Here is a 16,866-nt window from a genome sequence, read left to right as displayed (position 1 = left end):
AGGAAAAAAATGAAAGTTTTACTTTTGGTTCAGAAAGAACAACGAGCCATTCTGGATCGCCTCTATGAGGGCATTGCTGCCCATTGCGAATGTGATGTGCGCTGGCTGACTTCCGCGGAACAACGCAATCTGCGCAGTTATTTCCGCCGCGAGGTGGACGTTACTCAATACGACCGCATTGTGTTCTTCCTGCGCTTCAAGCATGAAATCCGTCAGGTCGGTTTCATACGCACGATCCCCAATCTGGTGATCCTCGAGCACGATGCCTACCAGAACTACATCACCTGCAAGTACACCGGAAAGTTCAGTGCCCACTACCGCAAACTGCCGTGGGTGAGGGTTATGTGTTCCGGGTTCAATGTCAGTGAGCGGCTGCGCGAAGAAGGCTTTGATGCCGTATTTGTCCCGAAAGGCTACGACCAGAGCCTGCTCCAGTGGCGTGATCGCGAGCGGGATATCGAGTTGGCGTTCGTCGGCAGCACCAACAGTGTGGCGTACAGTGGGCGCAAGGCATTACTGGATGAATTGGGCCGTGTTGAAAAGCTGGTCGTGACCCGTACCAAGTCAGGTGAGGAGTATTGCGAAACCCTCAACCGGATTCGCTTTTTCGTCAGCGCCGACGTGGGGATGGGTGAATACATGATCAAGAACTTCGAGGCCATGGCCTGCGGTTGTGTATTGCTTGCCTACGATCAAGGCGCTGAAGAGAATCGCGCGCTAGGTTTCGTCGACATGCACAACATCGTGTTTTACAGCGACATCCCGCAGCTTCAGGAAAAACTGCGGCAACTAAGGGATAACCCCGGCTTGGCAGATGAAATTTCGCGTAATGGGCAGACTTTGGTTGAACAACGCTTTACATTTCACGCCCTAGGGAAGGCCATAGTTGAAGAAATGCGTCCGCCACTGCGTACCATGCCTGCCATGGGCTGGGTGGACCGTTTGAGGTCCCGGCTGGGGCTTTGATCGCCTTTTTCAAATTTCAATGATTGAGTACACATGATGGTGTTAAGCGAAAGTAGCGATATCACACTGGTGGTCACCAGTTGTGGGCGGTTTGATTTGTTAAAGCGCACGCTTGAGACATTTGACCGCTTCAATACCGCACCAATACGCAGTGTCCTGATTACCGAAGACTCGGGCGACGCTCAGGTTGAGGCCTGTATTCCAGAGCACTGGCGGCCATTTACTCGCTTCATTATCAACAATCCCAAGCTTGGCCAGATGCGTTCGGTCGATGCGGCTTATGAGCTGATCGAGACGTCCTGGGTGTTCCACTGTGAAGACGACTGGGACTTTTATCGCCCGGGCTTCATCGAGGAGTCGATGACCTTGCTGGAGAACGATCCGCAGGCCTTGCAGGTATGGCTACGTAGCTTCAATCACGACCTTCAGATTCACAGCCCTTACATTTATCTCAATGAGCGTGAGGTGTTCCAAAGTATCCCTTTCTACAAGCTCGGCTCCCACAAGCCCGAGTGGCAGGGTTTTTCTTTCAACCCTGGACTGCGTCGCCTTGTTGACTACAAGCAGCATGCGCCTTATGCCTCTCACGGCGGAGAGAAAAAGCTGTCGGGTCTTTATGCCGCAGAAAATCGTTATGCATTGATTCTGGAAAATGATGCGGTGCTGCATACCGGTTTTGGAGATCATCTGGAGCTGCCACAAGAGCGCGTCAGCAAACAACGCCGTAAGAAACGTGATCGCGTCAAACTACTGGGGACACTGGTTCTCGGGCTGGTGATAGGTTGGGTAATTAGTAATGTTGTCTGAAAAATTCTACGTTAACCCGAAGGTCGCTGCTTACTTCAGTGCAGCGTTGATTATTTTTCTGTTGAGCTTCATCTTTGGGGCTTCTTCCAAGTTAACCAATAATTTGTTTTATGCATTGATTGCGCTTCCAGGCGTCCTGTTCCTGATCAAAGAGCGTAGCGCTGGTCTATTTACCGATCGCTTGGGCTGGCTGTGGCTGGTGTTCATGCTGGGTTTTCTCATGCCTGCCTATTTTGCAGGCGACTTCCAGTTCTATAAGCACATTGCCTACGTTGCATTGTTTGTTTTTGTGCTCGCCGGACTGACCAATGTCGATTTCTTCAACAGCGGTTTATTTGCCCGTAGTCAGTTCTGGGTTGTTTTTTTATACATGCTGCTTTCCGGCATCTATAGCTGGCTCACCGGGAAGTATGGATTTGGCGATCGCGTTGCGATGCTGCCCGCGCGCCTGGATAACGTTATTTATGCAAGCATCTGGTTGTTCTGTGCTCTAGGTCTTGCACTGCCCGTGATGCATCAGCAGCGCCGCTGGATAGAGGCCGTCGCGGCCATTGCTTTGTCGCTTTTTGTCGTGCTTTTCGTCGTTCAAACTCGCACAGCCATTATTGGCGCACTATTCCTCGGTGGCTTATGGGCGCTTCACGCCATGCGTCATTACAGGAAACAAGGCGTCATCGCGGTGCTTGGATTGGCCCTTGTGGCTCTGCTTCTGATCTGGCTGGTCAAGGATGAAACATGGGTACAGCAGTTGTTCGCACGAGGTGATTCCTATCGTCTGGAACTGTTCCATATCATGATTGGGGAGTGGCGCAATTGCGGCTGGATGACGGGCTGTGGGGTTGAGTTCCACACGACTCAAACCCTGCAGTACGGCATGCCCATTCAGCATCCTCATAACATTTTCATCGCGATGGGGCTCTATACCGGTGCCACCTCCCTGGTGTTGTTCATTGCTGTGATGGCGCTGACTCTCTGGAATGCGTGGCGCTTGCGCAGCGCATGGGGCGTTTATCTGGCCTGTGCGCTGGTGATGCTCAACTTTGATGGCAGCAAGTTGGTGGGTAACCCTGACGAGTTGTGGATTCTGGTGCTGTTCCCTGCGGCAATGATTTATGCCCAGGTCGTGCGCGAGCGCAGGCTAGAGCGGCAGTAAACCAGACAAAAAAAATGGCCCTTCGAGGGCCATTTTTTTGCGTTGATTAACGGTAGCGGTTAACGCATTGCCAGGGCCAGCTCGTTTGCGGCGCAGAGTGCCTGTGCACCCAGGTATCCGTTAATAAATGCCTGATTGTTTTGCCCCAGCAGCCACTCGCGATCTTCGGTATAGCGCAGCATGTGTTTGAAGTTGCGCAGCCGAAGACTTTTACGCAGTGGGCCGCGGAAGGTTTTCATGTCGGCTATGTCGATCAGGCCCAACGTGCGTTCCGGGGTGAGTATCACATTCCCCAGATGGGCTGAGCGGAAGTAAATGCCTTTCTCGTGCAGTTCGGCAATGAAGCGCCCCAGTTGTGCGCGCAGTTCGTCATCATTCTCTGGAGCGTGCATGACCTGACGTAGAGTCAGGCCTGCCAGCGGAGTGTAATGCACAGCATCGCGCTGGATTTGTGCAATTCTTACGACGCTCAGCACTGTGGGGCAAGGGATAGCTCGTTGCGCGAGGGTGATGCAATTGTCAGCAAAGCGTCGCGCATACGGGTACCAGGCTGCCGAGCTGATCAACCGTTTTCGGCGAAATAGCTTCAGCATTGATCCATCGGTCAACCGCAGGACTTTATCACCTGAATGATCTGCTTCAAGGACTTCGGCCCCCGCGATCAAGGCAAGGTAATGTGCATGATCAAGCGCTTGCATCGATACTCCGGTTTCTGTGCCCTAGGGCTTGGACAGCCGCCTATGTTACCGCAGCAAGCCGTAGCAAAATGCGCTTGTGATACAATTCGGCCTCTTTTTATGCATGACGGATTCTCATGACATCCTCCGAATCGTCCAGCCAATCAAGCATGAAGATTTACTTCCGCTTGTTGTCCTATGTGCGTCCATATGTAGGGATATTCCTGCTCAGTATTGTCGGCTTTGTCATGTTTGCTTCGACCCAGCCTATGCTGGCGGGCATTCTGAAGTACTTCGTCGATGGGCTCAGTAATCCTGAGGCAGTATTGTTCCCCCATGTTCCGTACCTGCGCGACCTGCAATTGCTTCAGGCCGTGCCGCTGATTATCGTACTGATCGCGGCCTGGCAAGGTCTGGGGTCTTTCCTGGGTAACTACTTTCTCGCGAAAGTCTCTCTGGGCCTGGTCCATGACTTGCGCGTCGAGCTATTCAACAAGCTGTTGGTATTACCTAATCGTTATTTTGATACCCATAACTCGGGGCATCTGATTTCACGCATCACGTTCAACGTGACGATGGTGACAGGTGCGGCCACTGATGCAATCAAAGTGGTGATTCGCGAAGGCCTTACAGTCGTGTTTCTGTTCATCTACCTGCTGTGGATGAATTGGCAACTGACGCTGGTGATGTTGGCGATTTTGCCGGTGATTGCCGTGATGGTCGGCAGCGCCAGCAAGAAATTTCGTAAGCAAAGCAAGAAAATTCAGGTGGCAATGGGTGATGTAACACACGTGGCATCCGAGACCATTCAAGGGTATCGCGTCGTTCGCAGCTTCGGTGGCGAACATTACGAAGAAACCCGTTTTGCCGATGCCAGTAACGACAACACCAAAAAGCAATTGCGCATGACTAAAACCGGCGCGATCTACACGCCGATGCTGCAGTTGGTGATCTACACGGCGATGGCTGTGCTGATGTTCCTCGTGCTTTACCTGCGTGGCGATTCCACTGCCGGTGATCTGGTCGCGTACATCACAGCGGCAGGTTTGCTGCCCAAGCCTATCCGTCAGTTATCTGAAGTCAGCTCAACCATTCAAAAGGGTGTTGCTGGCGCGGAGAGCATATTCGAACAGCTCGATGTCGAGCCGGAAGCCGACAATGGCACGATTGAACGTGATCGGGTCAGTGGGCATCTGGAGGTCAAGAACCTCAGCTTCACCTACCCGGGCACGGAGCGGCAGGTGCTGGATGACATCAGTTTCTCGGTGGCGCCAGGTCAGATGGTTGCGCTTGTAGGGCGCTCGGGAAGTGGCAAGTCGACGCTTGCCAGCCTATTGCCGCGTTTCTACCAGCACAGCAATGGGCAGATCCTGCTTGATGGCGTGGAAATCAGCGACTACCGGTTGCGTAACCTGCGTCGCCATATCGCTCAGGTTACCCAGAGCGTGACGCTGTTCAACGATAGCGTCGCGAATAACATCGCTTATGGCGATTTGAGCGGCGCACCGCGTGCCGACATCGAAACAGCCGCTGCCGATGCCTACGCCAAAGAGTTCATTGAGCAGCTCCCGCAAGGTCTGGATACTCAGGTCGGCGAAAACGGTGTGCTGCTTTCCGGTGGACAACGTCAGCGTCTGGCGATTGCCCGGGCTTTGCTCAAGAACGCACCGGTTCTGATCCTCGATGAAGCCACTTCGGCGCTGGATACCGAGTCTGAGCGTCACATTCAGGCAGCGCTGGATCACGCCATGAAAGGGCGTACGACGCTGGTGATTGCCCACCGTTTGTCGACCATTGAAAAAGCTGATCAGATTCTGGTGATGGATGCCGGGCGCATCGTTGAGCGTGGTACCCATGCGCAACTCTTGGCGCAAAATGGCTATTACGCACGCCTGCACGCGATGGGGCTCGATGAGCCTGCGCCGGTTGGCGCGATCTGACCAGGACAGGCTGGGTGGGGGCGAATCCGTTCCCGCACAGCCTATACAGATCGCCGCTTTCGCAATTCTCAATGTTGCGCAATCCCAAGCCTGCGCAAACCCTGTGCTAAGATTCCGCCCCTGTTCATTCTAGTTACGGGTTGTTCGATGAAGTTGTCCATGCCGCGTTTCGATCAAGCTCCAGTCTTGGTAGTGGGCGATGTCATGCTCGACCGCTATTGGCATGGCGGCACCTCGAGGATTTCGCCAGAGGCGCCCGTGCCTGTGGTCAAGGTGGAGCAGATCGAGGACCGCCCGGGCGGTGCCGCCAACGTTGCCTTGAACATCGCTGCACTGGGTGCTCCTGCTTCGCTCGTGGGGGTTACCGGTGAAGACGAGGCTGCCGAAAGCCTGTCCAACAGTCTCAAGGCTGCTGGTGTTCTGGCACGCTTTCAGCGTATTGCGAGTCAACCGACTATCGTCAAACTGCGTGTGATGAGCCGCCACCAGCAGTTGCTGCGTATCGACTTCGAAGAGCCTTTTGCTACCGACGCGGAGGCCTTGAGCGCCGAAGTGGAAGGGTTGCTTGATGGCATCAAGGTGTTGGTGCTGTCTGATTACGGCAAGGGCGCCCTGAAAAACCATCAGGCGCTGATCAAGGTTGCCCGTGAGCGCAATATCCCGGTGCTTGCCGACCCTAAAGGTAAAGACTTCGCGATTTATCGTGGCGCCAGTCTCATCACCCCGAATCTCAGCGAGTTTGAAGCGATTGTCGGCCACTGCGTCGATGAGGCTGAGCTGGTTGCCAAGGGCGCAGAATTGATGGCCGAGCTGGATCTGGGCGCGTTGCTGGTGACTCGTGGGGAGCACGGCATGACCTTGTTGCGTCCGGAGCACCCGCCGTTGCATCTGCCTGCCCGTGCCCGTGAAGTGTTTGACGTCACCGGTGCTGGCGATACTGTTATTTCTACTCTGGCGGCCGCTATCGCTGCCGGTGAAGATCTGCCACACGCTGTAGCCCTGGCTAACCTGGCAGCTGGCATAGTGGTCGGCAAGCTGGGTACCGCTGCTATCAGCGCACCGGAGTTGCGTCGCGCCATTCAGCGTGAGGAAGGTTCAGAGCGAGGCGTATTGAGCCTTGAGCAGTTGTTACAAGCTATCGACGATGCCCGTGCTCACAACGAGAAGATCGTTTTCACCAACGGTTGCTTCGATATCCTGCATGCCGGTCATGTGACGTATCTGGAGCAGGCGCGCGCGCAAGGAGATCGATTGATTGTTGCGATCAACGACGATGCCTCTGTCAGCCGTTTGAAAGGTCCTGGCCGTCCAATCAACAGTGTCGATCGGCGTATGGCCGTGCTGGCGGGTCTTGGTGCGGTGGATTGGGTAATCAGCTTCGCCGAAGGTACGCCGGAAAACCTCCTCAGCTACGTCAAGCCTGATGTGCTGGTAAAAGGTGGCGATTACAGCATTGATCAGGTTGTGGGTGCCGATATCGTTCAGGCTTATGGCGGTGAAGTGCGGGTGCTGGGGCTGGTGGAAAACAGCTCTACTACTGCGATTGTCGAGAAGATCCGCGGGCAATAACTCTGTAGGAGCGAGCTTGCTCGCGATTCGGTTTCTGGTTCGACGAATTGATCGCCTGACCTGGCGCCATCGCGAGCAAGCTCACTCCTACAGGTTCGGTGTTTGATCCGCGACTTTGCGGCGCCACTGATGCTCAACTCTTGAACGTCACCAACTGCAACAACTGCCGGGCCTTGCCGGTCAGACGCTTTAGTCCGGTTTTCTTCGGCGGTGGCGTCATCCCTTGCTGGCGTAGCCAGTCCTTCCAGCGAATTCGTTCGTCGCGCACTACCCAGCCTTCCTGAGCTGCAAAGCTTTCAGCCAGATACAGGCCGCGGGTTCCCGCAGGCGTCAGCTTGTCGCGCTTCAAGGTGTAAAGCTCGGGCAGTGGCACGCCGTTCTCGAGTGGCATCAGGTAAAGGTCAGGTTTACTGCGGTTCAACCGAGCAACCAATTGGTCTTTTTCCAGGCTTTCATCCACATGGAAAAGGCTCAGTGGCCGAGCTTCCCGAGGGACTTCCAGGCGCATGTCGTAAATGAGCTGCAGCGATGCCGTAGGAAGGTGCACGTAAGCCCGAGGTCGTTCGATCAGGGTCATGCTCCCGCAACGTACCGGCCGCGCAGCACCTGACAACGGGCTGAGGCGAAACGGCATGGCTTCGCGGTAATGCAACGCGGCTGCATAAGGCGCTGGCAGCCAGATGTCATTGAAACGTCCGCTTAACCAGCCCTGAGGCGTTTCAATGAGGCATTCTTCGGCAACCTCCTGGATGGCAGTGTGCAGCGGCAGGTTCAGCTCATGCGCCGGGACGTACCCCGAAATCAGCTTGAGCACCACGTCGCCCCGATCCTGGCGGCGTTGACGAACCAGCACCCAGTAATCACGGTTTTGCCAGTTCAGCGTCAGCCTGACTGAAACCCCAAGGTTGGCAAGCTCCGTGGAGAAGCGCTCTGTATCGGCCACCTCTATCTTGCGGCGACGCTGCAGGGTCTGTGAGAAGTTCAGCGGCATCCCGATGCTCTGGTAGTTCAGGCCTTCGGGAGTGGCTTCGACGAATAACGGCAGGGTTTTGAAGTTGCTGGGATTCTTCCGAATCAAGGTTCGCGGCATATCGGCTCCTTCTTGCGTTGGGGTCGGCCGCCTACATCAGGCTGGACGGCGAATCACGGCAGCGGCAGTCGCTACGTTATGGGCCAGATGTAGCGGATTAATGGTCCCGACAATAGCACTGGCAACACCCGGATGGGCAAACAGCATTTCAAAGCTGGCTTGGACCGAGTCGACGCCAGGGCTCAGGCAGACGTGACCGCTGGCCAGCGCCTTCTTGACCAGAATGCCTTTACCGTGAGCAGCAGCGTAGTCGAGCACGGGTTTTTCGCCCTGCTCGGTGAGGTTGTAGGTCACCATGGCACAATCGCCGTCACGTAATGCCAGCAGGCCACCCTCGACCGTCTTGCCGGAAAAACCGAAGCCGCGAATTTTGCCTTCACGCTTGAGCTCAGCCAGCGTCTGGTAAACATCACTGTCGTTGAGAATGGCCAGATCATTACCGTCCGAATGGACCAGTACCAGATCAATAAAATCGGTTTCCAGACGTTTCAGGCTGCGCTCCACTGACATTCGAGTGTGGTCTGCACTGAAGTCATGGCTCGAATGACCGTTTTCGAATTCTTCTCCGACCTTGCTGACGATTACCCAGTCCTGACGCTGGCCACGCAACAGCGGCCCAAGGCGTTCTTCACTGGTGCCGTAAGCGGGCGCGGTGTCTATCAGGTTGATGCCCATGTCCCGAGCCATCCGCAGCAGCATCTGTGCCTGCACGTCGTCCGGAATCGTGAAACCGTTAGGGTATTTAACACCCTGATCCCGACCCAGCTTGACGGTACCAAGGCCCAGTGGCGATACGCTGATGCCGGTGCTGCCCAGTGGACGGTGGAGCTCGTGAAGGGTTTTTACGCTCATGGCAGTAATTGGTCCCAGACAGGTATGGCCAGTGGTGGCTTGGGCAGGCCTGTCAGCAATGGCTGTGGAGTCGGATGGATTTCCTCGTAGGACAGCGCCGCCAGTACCCGGTCAGAAAAGTCCGGCGCCAAAGCCAGCTTTGTCGGCCAGCCGACCATCAGACGGTTCTGTACGCTGAGGAACGCGTTGTCGGGGCGTACCAGTCCGGATTGCGCTGGCTCTGCCCGATCAACCCGCAAGGTGGCCCACTCGACCTGACTGAGATCAATCCACGGCAACAAAGTGCCCAGCTCTTTCTTCACCGCAGCGATTTGCTGTGCCGGATCTCGCGCCACACCATCGGCCTCAGCAACATCGCCGCCCACGTACCACACCCATTGGCCATTGGCGGCCGGGTGAGTCGTGACGGTAAGGCGCGGCTTGGGGCCGCCGCCCAGGCAGTGAGCATACAGCGGCTTCAGGCTGGGGCCTTTTGCGAGCACCATGTGCAGCGGTCGACGTTGCATCGCTGGCTGTGCCACGCCGAGCTTTTTGAGCAGATCGGCATTGCCTGCGCCAGCGCACAGCACCACGCGCTGGGCGAGAATATCCAGGCCATCAACTTGCATGCCGACCAGATCGTCGCCATCCATCAACGGCTCCAGATGGGTCCCGGCCAGCAAGCTGCCATTGGCCAGTTCAGCCAGACGCTCAATCAGGCTCGGGACGTCGATGACCAGTTCAGCCAAGCGATAAACCTTGCCCTTGAACTTTGGGTCCTGCAGGGCTGGCGGCAGGTCAGTGCCTTTGACTTGATCAACGCGACCGCGTACGGCTTTGCTGGCAAAAAAGCTGGTGAGGTTGCCCGCCAGGGTGCCTGGCGACCACAGGTAATGTGCTTGAGAAAGTACACGTACGCCGCTCAGGTCCAGTTCGCCGGTGCCGGCCAACGCTTCACGCCAGCGGCGCGGCATATCGGCAATCGCTTCCGATGCACCCGACAAGGCACCATGCAGCGCGTATTTGGCGCCACCGTGAATAATGCCTTGCGACTTGAGACTTTGCCCGCCGCCCAGGCTGGCGTTCTCGACGAGTACGGTCGAGAACCCTTGGCCACGCAGTCGGGCGTTGAGCCAGAGACCAGCAACGCCGGCACCGACGATCAGGACGTCAGTGGAAATAACGGAAGGCATGAGCACCTCTGTGGCCGGAAGAATGCGGCCATTATAGAGGAACGCGTTTTCAATGCCCGGCGGTTTTCGAAAACAACTGAATCACCACGACGCCCAGCACGATCAAACCCATGCCGAGCATGGCCGGAATGTCGAGCTTTTGCCCGTAGATGAAGAACGCAGCGACGCTGACCATGACAATCCCCATGCCCGCCCAGACGGCGTACGCGACGCCCACTGGAATCGTGCGCACCACCAGAATCAGCATCCAGAAAGCTATGGCGTAGCCGCAGATCACCAGCATCAGCGGTATCGGTGTGCTCAAGCCTTTCACGGCTTTCATGGAAATGGTGCCAATGACTTCGGCACAAATGGCGATGGCCAGCAGGTAGTACGCAGGCATGACGGTAACTCCTCTTTGTATGCCGCGCATTTTAGCCATCAACGAGATGGGGTAAAGTCATTACCTATCGTTCTTGGAGATAGGTTGGCAGGCGATGCAGTGGAACCTTGAACAAATGCGTTTGTTTGTCAGCGTGGCGGAGCAGCGCTCGTTTTCTGCTGTCGCCCGGGATATGCATCGGGCGCAGTCTGCGGTCAGCAGCGCCATTGCCATGCTGGAGGCTGACTTGGGTGTCAGCCTGTTTGAACGCAGCAGCGGTCGCCAGCCCCGGTTGACCGAGGCGGGTACGGCGCTGCTTGAAGAGGCGCGAGAACTGTTGCGTCAGTGCGAGCGCATCGACGGTCGCGCATTGGCGTTAATGCGTGGTCAGGAGGCGCAATTGCGTGTGGCACACGATGAAGCCATGCCTTATCAGCCCGTACTCGACAGCCTGGAGGCGCTGTCAGATCGCTTTCCCACGCTTGAAGTCCAGTTGGCCAGCGGTGCGCAGGGCGATGTTGCGCGCAAGTTGCTTGAGCGTCGCGCAGATCTGGGCCTTCTGTTTCATCATGAACAGATGCCTGCCGCGCTTGAGCGAAGAGGGCTGGGCAGTGTGGAAATGGTCACGGTTTGCTCGGTGGGTCATCCATTGGCGAGCGAGGCGCGCGTTACCCGGCAGCAATTGGCACGGCATCGACAATTGCTTATTGCGCCGCAGCAGAGTGGCTATCCGGGCGGCGAGCAATTGAGCCCGCACGTGTGGCGTGCCGATAGTTTTTATGTGATGGCTGAATTGCTCATGCGTGGCCTGGGCTGGGCATGGCTGCCTCGGCATGTGGTGCAATACCCAACCTATCAGAGCCAGATGACCGAACTGGTCAGCGAATGGACACCGCCACCTTTAGTGGTGGAGATGGTCTGGCGTCGCGACGAACCTCTGGGGCCTGCTGCGCAGTGGCTGTCCGAAAGTTTTGCCCGGCATTTGCGGGCCATTGGCTGATAAACTCCGCGCCCATGAATAGAACCTTATATACCTTGCTGTTTCATCTCGGCCTGCCACTGGTGGCCGTTCGGCTGTGGCTTCGAGCGCGCAAGGCGCCTGCCTATCGACAGCGGATCGGCGAGCGCTTTGCCCTCGGCCTTCCTGCGATGCACAAAGGCGGTATCTGGGTGCATGCCGTATCGGTGGGCGAAAGCATTGCCGCTGCGCCGATGATTCGTGCGCTGCTGGCACGTTATCCACAGCTGCCGATTACCGTAACGTGTATGACGCCGACCGGTTCAGAGCGGATCAAGGCGATGTTTGCCAATGAGCCACGCGTGCAGCATTGTTACCTGCCTTACGATTTGCCATGGGCAGCGGCCCGTTTTCTGAATCACATTCAGCCAGTGCTTGGCGTGATCATGGAGACCGAGCTGTGGCCTAACCATATCCATCAGTGCAGCAAGCGCGGCATTCCCGTCGCTCTGGCTAATGCCCGGCTATCTGAGCGTTCGGCGAGAGGTTATGCACGGTTTGCCAGGTTGACCCGGCCGATGCTCGAAGAAATGAGTTTGTTCGCGGTGCAGACGGAAACCGAGGCACAGCGTTTTCTGGAGTTGGGAGCACGTCCGGAATGCGTGTCGGTTACTGGCTCGATCAAATTCGACCTGACTATAGACCCGCAACTGCTGATCGATGCCGCGCAACTGCGTGAGCAATGGCACGCAAGCCAGCGTCCGGTATGGATAGCCGCAAGCACACACGCTGGAGAGGATGAGGTTGTGTTGGCGGCCCATCGGCAGTTGCTTGTCAGCCATCCGGATGCATTGCTGGTGTTGGTGCCTCGCCACCCGGAGCGCTTTAACAGCGTGCATGATCTTGCCGTGCAACAAGGTTTCGCGACAGTGCGGCGCTCAACCGCACAACTCGTTACCGCTGAAACCGTCGTGTTGGTGGGCGACACCATGGGCGAGCTGCTGTTTCTCTATGCGTTGGCTGACATCGCTTTCGTCGGTGGCAGTCTGGTGCCTAACGGCGGACACAATCTGCTGGAGCCTGCTGCGCTGGCCAAGCCGGTATTGAGCGGCCCGCACCTGTTCAACTTTCTGGAAATCGCCGCGATGTTGCGCAATGCCAGCGCATTGATCGAAAGCAGCGATGCGGTGAGTCTTTCGGCTGCCGTGCAGCAACTGTTTGACCAGCCACAACAGGCTCATGAGATGGCCGAGGCGGGGTTGGCGGTGATGAAGGCCAATCAAGGAGCATTGCAGCGGCTGCTGGATGGGCTTGGCCGTCTTCTAAGGTAGGAGGCAACTTGTTGGCGAGAAGGGCTGACGCGGTGGTTCAGGTACGCCGTCTCGCGAACAAGTTCGCTCCTACCGTTGCAGCGCGGTGTCTGGCATGGCGCGCCATCAAGGTCTCCCTACCTTTGCGGCGGCCTTTCGAAGTTCTTCTTCGCAGCCGCTGCAAGATCTGGCGGCAGGAAGTCTTTGTCCGGGTTGTAGTCGGCTTTCAGGTAGCGGGACAGGTCTTGCAGGTCGCCGGGGTTCAATGTTCCCGCAGCCTGCTTCAAGCGCAGGTTATCGAGAATGTAGTCATAGCGGGTGTTGTTGTAATCACGCACTGATGCATACAACTGACGCTGGGCATCCAGCACGTCGACGATGTTGCGAGTGCCCACCTGATAGCCGATTTCCGTGGCTTCCAGCGCGCTCTGATTAGAAATGATCGACTGTTTGCGAGCCTGGACCTGTTCCACGTCGGTGTTGACTGCACGGTGCAGGTTGCGAGTGTTTTCCACTACCTGACGACGAAGCCCCTCGCGGCGCTGCTCGCTCTGGCTCAGTCTTGAATACGCTTCACGCACTTGCGAGCTGGTCAGCCCGCCGCTATAGATAGGGATATTCAACTGCACCCCGATGCTGCGTTGCTCGACGTCGCCACGGTAGTTCTGTCCGGTGTAGTTCGGATTACTGAAGCCCAGCGCGTCGTTATCGCCACGTTGATACTGAGCCACCGCATCAAGCGTCGGGGCGTGTCCGGCCTTGCGCTGGCGCAGAGTTTCTTCGGCGGCGCTCACTGCGTAATTACTGGCAAGCAGGTTGAGATTCTGTTGTGCAGCGGTATCAACCCAGGCTTTGGCGTCGTTAGGCATCGGCGCCAGGATCGGCAAGGTGTGGACGATGCCTTCAATGGAGTTGTATTCGCGATTGGTCAATGTCACCAGCGCCTGGAATGCATCATCCACCTGACGCTTGGCAACGATCCGGCTGGCTCGGGCGGTGTCATAGCTCGCCTGAGCCTGCAGCACATCGGTCTTGTCGGAGAGGCCGACATCGAAGCGCTCGTTGGCTTGATCCAGCTGGCGTCCGAAGGCCGCCTCTTCAGCCTTGGTCGAGGCCAGATTGTCTTGGGCGCGCAGCACGGTGAAGTAGCTTTGCGCGCTTTGCAGAATCAGGTTCTGCTCGGTGGCTGAGAGCTCCAGTGCTGCTTGCTCATTGACTGCTTCTGCGGCCTGCAACTGAAACCAGCGATCTGCACGGAAAATCGGTTGGCTCAGCGTGGCTTGGTAAACGGTGCCGCTACGGGTGGCGATGGCGTTGGGCTGGTCAATGCTGGTGCGGGTGTTGTTAACGTTGGCCCCCGCAGACAAATTGGGCAGCAGGCCTGCGCGCGCTTGGGGCACGACTTCTTTGCGGGCTGCATAATCGGCACGTGCCGCTGCGAGATCGGCGTTGTTGTCGACTGCTTCCTGATAAACGCTGACCAGACCGGTTTTGGTCGGCAGCGGCAAGTCGGCTGCCCAGGCAATCGGACTGCAGGCACATGACACGGCAATGGCCAATGAAAGTTTGTGCAGCATGGGGCGTTCCCTGTTCATGATTATTGTGCCAGTCCGATATCCGAGAAGCTGGCTAGCGAGTGTAGAGGCTGGGGGGCTTGGCAACAATCCGCCATATCAGCCATTTATCCAGCGTTTGAAAACGTGCTTGGCGTTCAGGCCTTGTCCCGACTAGACTGGCAACGTTCTTGTCGGGGTGCCTTGATTTGAGGCTGAGATCGGTTAAACCGGATCCCGTTGAACCTGATCAGGTTAGCGCCTGCGTAGGGAACAAGATTTCTCGTCTCCCGGCGAGTCCTCTTGAGTGTCGTCCGGGGTCGATGGTTCATTTCTGAAAACCTGAAATGAATCGAACACTCTCTGCTCGATACTCAGCACCAACCTTGGTGCGTCTTTCCGTCCTCAGGTTCGCTCCGACAATTAATCCGCCGCTGGATGATGTCTGGAGAGCCCGTGATGAGTACAAATCTAAAAAACGCCGCCAATCTGAGTGAGTCCGCCCAAGTCGACTCAGGGTCGGTGCAGCCGTTTACCCGCTCGCAAAAAATTTACGTTCAGGGCTCCCGCCCGGACATTCGCGTACCGATGCGCGAAATCCATCTTGATGTCACACCAACCGATTTTGGTGGTGAGATCAATGCGCCGGTCACCGTTTACGACACCTCCGGCCCCTACACTGACCCCAATGTCACCATTGACGTGCGCAAAGGCCTGGCCGACGTGCGTTCGCCGTGGATCGACTCGCGCAATGACACCGAGCGCCTGGATGGCCTGACCTCGAATTTTGGCCAGCAGCGACTGGCCGATGCCGAGCTGACCCGTCTGCGTTTCGCTCATGTGCGTAACCCGCGTCGGGCGAAGGCCGGGGCCAACGTCAGCCAGATGCATTACGCACGTCAGGGCATCATCACGGCGGAGATGGAATACGTCGCCATCCGCGAAAACATGAAGTTGCAGGAAGCCCGCGCTGCGGGTCTGCTCACTCAACAACATGCCGGGCATAGCTTTGGCGCGAATATCCCGAAGGAAATCACCGCTGAATTCGTGCGCGAAGAAATCGCCCGCGGTCGCGCGATCATTCCTGCCAACATCAACCACACGGAACTGGAGCCAATGATCATTGGCCGCAACTTCCTGGTGAAGATCAACGGCAACATCGGCAATAGCGCGCTGGGATCTTCCATCGAAGAAGAAGTCGCCAAGCTGACATGGGGCATCCGTTGGGGCTCGGACACGGTCATGGACTTGTCCACGGGCAAACACATTCATGAGACCCGCGAGTGGATCATTCGTAACTCGCCGGTTCCGATTGGTACGGTGCCGATCTATCAGGCGCTGGAAAAAGTTGGCGGTGCCGCCGAAGACCTGACCTGGGAGCTGTTTCGCGACACGCTGATCGAGCAGGCAGAGCAGGGCGTGGACTACTTCACGATTCACGCCGGTGTGCTGCTGCGCTATGTGCCACTGACCGCCAAACGTGTGACCGGCATTGTCAGCCGTGGCGGATCGATCATGGCCAAGTGGTGCCTGGCGCATCACAAGGAGAACTTCCTTTACACGCACTTTGAAGACATCTGCGAAATCATGAAGGCCTACGATGTCAGCTTCTCGCTGGGTGATGGCTTGCGTCCAGGGTCGATTGCCGATGCCAACGACGCCGCGCAATTCGGCGAGCTGGAAACCCTGGGTGAATTGACCAAGATCGCGTGGAAGCACGACGTGCAGACCATGATCGAAGGCCCGGGCCACGTGCCGATGCAGTTGATCAAAGAGAACATGGACAAGCAACTGGAGTGCTGTGACGAAGCGCCGTTCTACACCCTTGGCCCGCTGACCACTGACATTGCGCCAGGCTACGACCACATCACCTCGGGTATTGGTGCGGCCATGATTGGCTGGTTCGGTTGCGCGATGCTTTGCTATGTCACGCCCAAGGAGCACTTGGGCCTGCCGAACAAGGATGACGTGAAGACCGGGATCATCACCTACAAGATCGCGGCGCATGCGGCGGACCTTGCAAAAGGGCATCCAGGCGCGCAGATCCGTGACAACGCATTGAGCAAGGCGCGTTTTGAATTCCGCTGGGAAGACCAGTTCAACCTCGGTCTGGATCCGGACACCGCACGGTCTTATCACGACGAAACCTTGCCGAAAGACTCCGCCAAGGTCGCGCATTTCTGCTCCATGTGCGGGCCGAAATTCTGCTCGATGAAAATCACCCAGGAAGTGCGTGAGTACGCGGCCAATCAGAAGATTGAAACCGTTGACCTGGACGTCGCCCAAGGGCTGGCGGAGCAGGCCGAGCGCTTCAAGCAGGAAGGCAGCCAGCTGTACAAAAAAGTTTGATTTGAAGCTGGCAGAGGTCTTGGTAGGAGCGAACTTGTTCGCGAGGCGGCTTTAGGGTTTCACATTAAATCGCCTCGCGAACGAGTTCGCTCCTACCGGGATTCGTCGC

The 16,866-nt window shown here is 56.8% G+C and carries 14 protein-coding genes and 1 riboswitch; of the genes, 8 read left to right on the top strand and 6 right to left on the bottom strand.

Annotated features, from left to right (window positions below; translation table 11 throughout):
• The first annotated feature begins 9 nt into the window (after nucleotides 1–9).
• From AUC61_RS07335 to AUC61_RS07325, 3 genes are read left to right on the top strand one after another with little or no spacing between them, the layout of a single operon-like run.
• Nucleotides 10–966: a glycosyltransferase family protein gene (locus AUC61_RS07335; protein WP_243245299.1), complete on the top strand. Its 957-nt coding sequence runs from the start codon at nucleotides 10–12 to the stop codon at nucleotides 964–966.
• 33 nt (nucleotides 967–999) lie between these two features.
• Nucleotides 1,000–1,773: a glycosyltransferase family 2 protein gene (locus AUC61_RS07330; RefSeq protein WP_243245298.1), complete on the top strand. Its 774-nt coding sequence runs from the start codon at nucleotides 1,000–1,002 to the stop codon at nucleotides 1,771–1,773.
• Nucleotides 1,763–2,926 carry an O-antigen ligase domain-containing protein gene (locus AUC61_RS07325; protein WP_243245297.1) on the top strand — a complete coding sequence of 388 codons (1,164 nt, stop codon included), beginning with the start codon at nucleotides 1,763–1,765 and terminating at the stop codon, nucleotides 2,924–2,926. The genes AUC61_RS07330 and AUC61_RS07325 overlap by 11 nt, the downstream gene beginning before the upstream one ends.
• 59 nt (nucleotides 2,927–2,985) lie before the next feature.
• Here the strand turns inward: AUC61_RS07325 and AUC61_RS07320 are convergent, their stop codons facing one another.
• Entirely contained in the window at nucleotides 2,986–3,624 is a 639-nt protein-coding gene (locus AUC61_RS07320) for a phosphotransferase (RefSeq protein WP_243245296.1), read from the bottom strand.
• A 116-nt stretch (nucleotides 3,625–3,740) separates the two neighbouring features.
• Between AUC61_RS07320 and msbA the strand changes: the two genes are divergently transcribed.
• Entirely contained in the window at nucleotides 3,741–5,543 is a 1,803-nt protein-coding gene (gene msbA / locus AUC61_RS07315) for a lipid A export permease/ATP-binding protein MsbA (protein WP_243245295.1), read from the top strand.
• A gap of 147 nt (nucleotides 5,544–5,690) precedes the next feature.
• Nucleotides 5,691–7,112 carry a bifunctional D-glycero-beta-D-manno-heptose-7-phosphate kinase/D-glycero-beta-D-manno-heptose 1-phosphate adenylyltransferase HldE gene (gene hldE / locus AUC61_RS07310; protein ID WP_243245294.1) on the top strand — a complete coding sequence of 474 codons (1,422 nt, stop codon included), beginning with the start codon at nucleotides 5,691–5,693 and terminating at the stop codon, nucleotides 7,110–7,112.
• 133 nt (nucleotides 7,113–7,245) lie between these two features.
• Here hldE and AUC61_RS07305 read toward each other — a convergent pair whose 3' ends face one another.
• Genes AUC61_RS07305 through AUC61_RS07290 form a run of 4 tightly spaced genes read right to left on the bottom strand, consistent with a single transcriptional unit; the run spans nucleotide 7,246 to nucleotide 10,608 of the window.
• Nucleotides 7,246–8,202, bottom strand: coding sequence for a metal ABC transporter ATPase (locus tag AUC61_RS07305; RefSeq protein ID WP_243245293.1), 957 nt, complete (start codon nucleotides 8,200–8,202; stop codon nucleotides 7,246–7,248).
• A gap of 36 nt (nucleotides 8,203–8,238) precedes the next feature.
• The gene (locus tag AUC61_RS07300) at nucleotides 8,239–9,054 is read right to left on the bottom strand and encodes an aldo/keto reductase (protein ID WP_243245292.1); all 816 of its coding nucleotides are present in this window, start codon (nucleotides 9,052–9,054) and stop codon (nucleotides 8,239–8,241) included.
• Nucleotides 9,051–10,226 (bottom strand): NAD(P)/FAD-dependent oxidoreductase, encoded by a 1,176-nt coding sequence (locus AUC61_RS07295; RefSeq protein WP_243245291.1) that lies wholly within the window; start codon nucleotides 10,224–10,226, stop codon nucleotides 9,051–9,053. Before AUC61_RS07295 ends, AUC61_RS07300 begins: the two co-directional genes overlap by 4 nt.
• Nucleotides 10,227–10,275: 49 nt before the next feature.
• Nucleotides 10,276–10,608, bottom strand: a complete 333-nt coding sequence (locus AUC61_RS07290; RefSeq protein WP_122663176.1) for a DMT family transporter — start codon at nucleotides 10,606–10,608, stop codon at nucleotides 10,276–10,278.
• Between the two features lie 94 nt (nucleotides 10,609–10,702).
• Here AUC61_RS07290 and AUC61_RS07285 point away from each other — a divergent pair, with 94 nt between their 5' ends.
• Together AUC61_RS07285 and waaA are read left to right on the top strand one after the other, a co-directional pair.
• Nucleotides 10,703–11,587 (top strand): LysR family transcriptional regulator, encoded by an 885-nt coding sequence (locus AUC61_RS07285; protein ID WP_243245290.1) that lies wholly within the window; start codon nucleotides 10,703–10,705, stop codon nucleotides 11,585–11,587.
• Nucleotides 11,588–11,601: 14 nt separating this feature from the next.
• Complete coding sequence (gene waaA, locus AUC61_RS07280) at nucleotides 11,602–12,876, top strand: lipid IV(A) 3-deoxy-D-manno-octulosonic acid transferase (protein WP_243245289.1); 1,275 nt, start codon at nucleotides 11,602–11,604, stop codon at nucleotides 12,874–12,876.
• A gap of 116 nt (nucleotides 12,877–12,992) precedes the next feature.
• Here the strand turns inward: waaA and AUC61_RS07275 are convergent, their stop codons facing one another.
• Entirely contained in the window at nucleotides 12,993–14,432 is a 1,440-nt protein-coding gene (locus tag AUC61_RS07275) for a TolC family outer membrane protein (protein ID WP_243245288.1), read from the bottom strand.
• A gap of 161 nt (nucleotides 14,433–14,593) precedes the next feature.
• A riboswitch (TPP riboswitch) is annotated at nucleotides 14,594–14,698 on the top strand.
• 169 nt (nucleotides 14,699–14,867) lie between these two features.
• Between AUC61_RS07275 and thiC the strand changes: the two genes are divergently transcribed.
• The gene (gene thiC, locus AUC61_RS07270; RefSeq protein ID WP_243245287.1) at nucleotides 14,868–16,757 is read left to right on the top strand and encodes a phosphomethylpyrimidine synthase ThiC; all 1,890 of its coding nucleotides are present in this window, start codon (nucleotides 14,868–14,870) and stop codon (nucleotides 16,755–16,757) included.
• Nucleotides 16,758–16,866 lie beyond the last annotated feature (109 nt).

The sequence above is a fragment of the Pseudomonas maioricensis genome, from assembly GCF_022790535.1.
Taxonomy (GTDB): domain Bacteria; phylum Pseudomonadota; class Gammaproteobacteria; order Pseudomonadales; family Pseudomonadaceae; genus Aquipseudomonas; species Aquipseudomonas maioricensis.
Note: the sequence above shows the minus strand (reverse complement) of the source record. Positions and strands in the feature narration are given on the sequence as shown.

Bases quoted from the DNA above. Each gene is read 5' to 3' on its own strand.
- AUC61_RS07335 (WP_243245299.1), top strand. From the start codon at position 10: ATGAAAGTTTTACTTTTGGTTCAGAAAGAACAACGAGCCATTCTGGAT.
- AUC61_RS07330 (WP_243245298.1), top strand. From the start codon at position 1,000: ATGATGGTGTTAAGCGAAAGTAGCGATATCACACTGGTGGTCACCAGT.
- AUC61_RS07325 (WP_243245297.1), top strand. From the start codon at position 1,763: ATGTTGTCTGAAAAATTCTACGTTAACCCGAAGGTCGCTGCTTACTTC.
- AUC61_RS07320 (WP_243245296.1), bottom strand. From the start codon at position 3,624: ATGCAAGCGCTTGATCATGCACATTACCTTGCCTTGATCGCGGGGGCC.
- msbA (WP_243245295.1), top strand. From the start codon at position 3,741: ATGACATCCTCCGAATCGTCCAGCCAATCAAGCATGAAGATTTACTTC.
- hldE (WP_243245294.1), top strand. From the start codon at position 5,691: ATGAAGTTGTCCATGCCGCGTTTCGATCAAGCTCCAGTCTTGGTAGTG.
- AUC61_RS07305 (WP_243245293.1), bottom strand. From the start codon at position 8,202: ATGCCGCGAACCTTGATTCGGAAGAATCCCAGCAACTTCAAAACCCTG.
- AUC61_RS07300 (WP_243245292.1), bottom strand. From the start codon at position 9,054: ATGAGCGTAAAAACCCTTCACGAGCTCCACCGTCCACTGGGCAGCACC.
- AUC61_RS07295 (WP_243245291.1), bottom strand. From the start codon at position 10,226: ATGCCTTCCGTTATTTCCACTGACGTCCTGATCGTCGGTGCCGGCGTT.
- AUC61_RS07290 (WP_122663176.1), bottom strand. From the start codon at position 10,608: ATGCCTGCGTACTACCTGCTGGCCATCGCCATTTGTGCCGAAGTCATT.
- AUC61_RS07285 (WP_243245290.1), top strand. From the start codon at position 10,703: ATGCAGTGGAACCTTGAACAAATGCGTTTGTTTGTCAGCGTGGCGGAG.
- waaA (WP_243245289.1), top strand. From the start codon at position 11,602: ATGAATAGAACCTTATATACCTTGCTGTTTCATCTCGGCCTGCCACTG.
- AUC61_RS07275 (WP_243245288.1), bottom strand. From the start codon at position 14,432: ATGCTGCACAAACTTTCATTGGCCATTGCCGTGTCATGTGCCTGCAGT.
- thiC (WP_243245287.1), top strand. From the start codon at position 14,868: ATGAGTACAAATCTAAAAAACGCCGCCAATCTGAGTGAGTCCGCCCAA.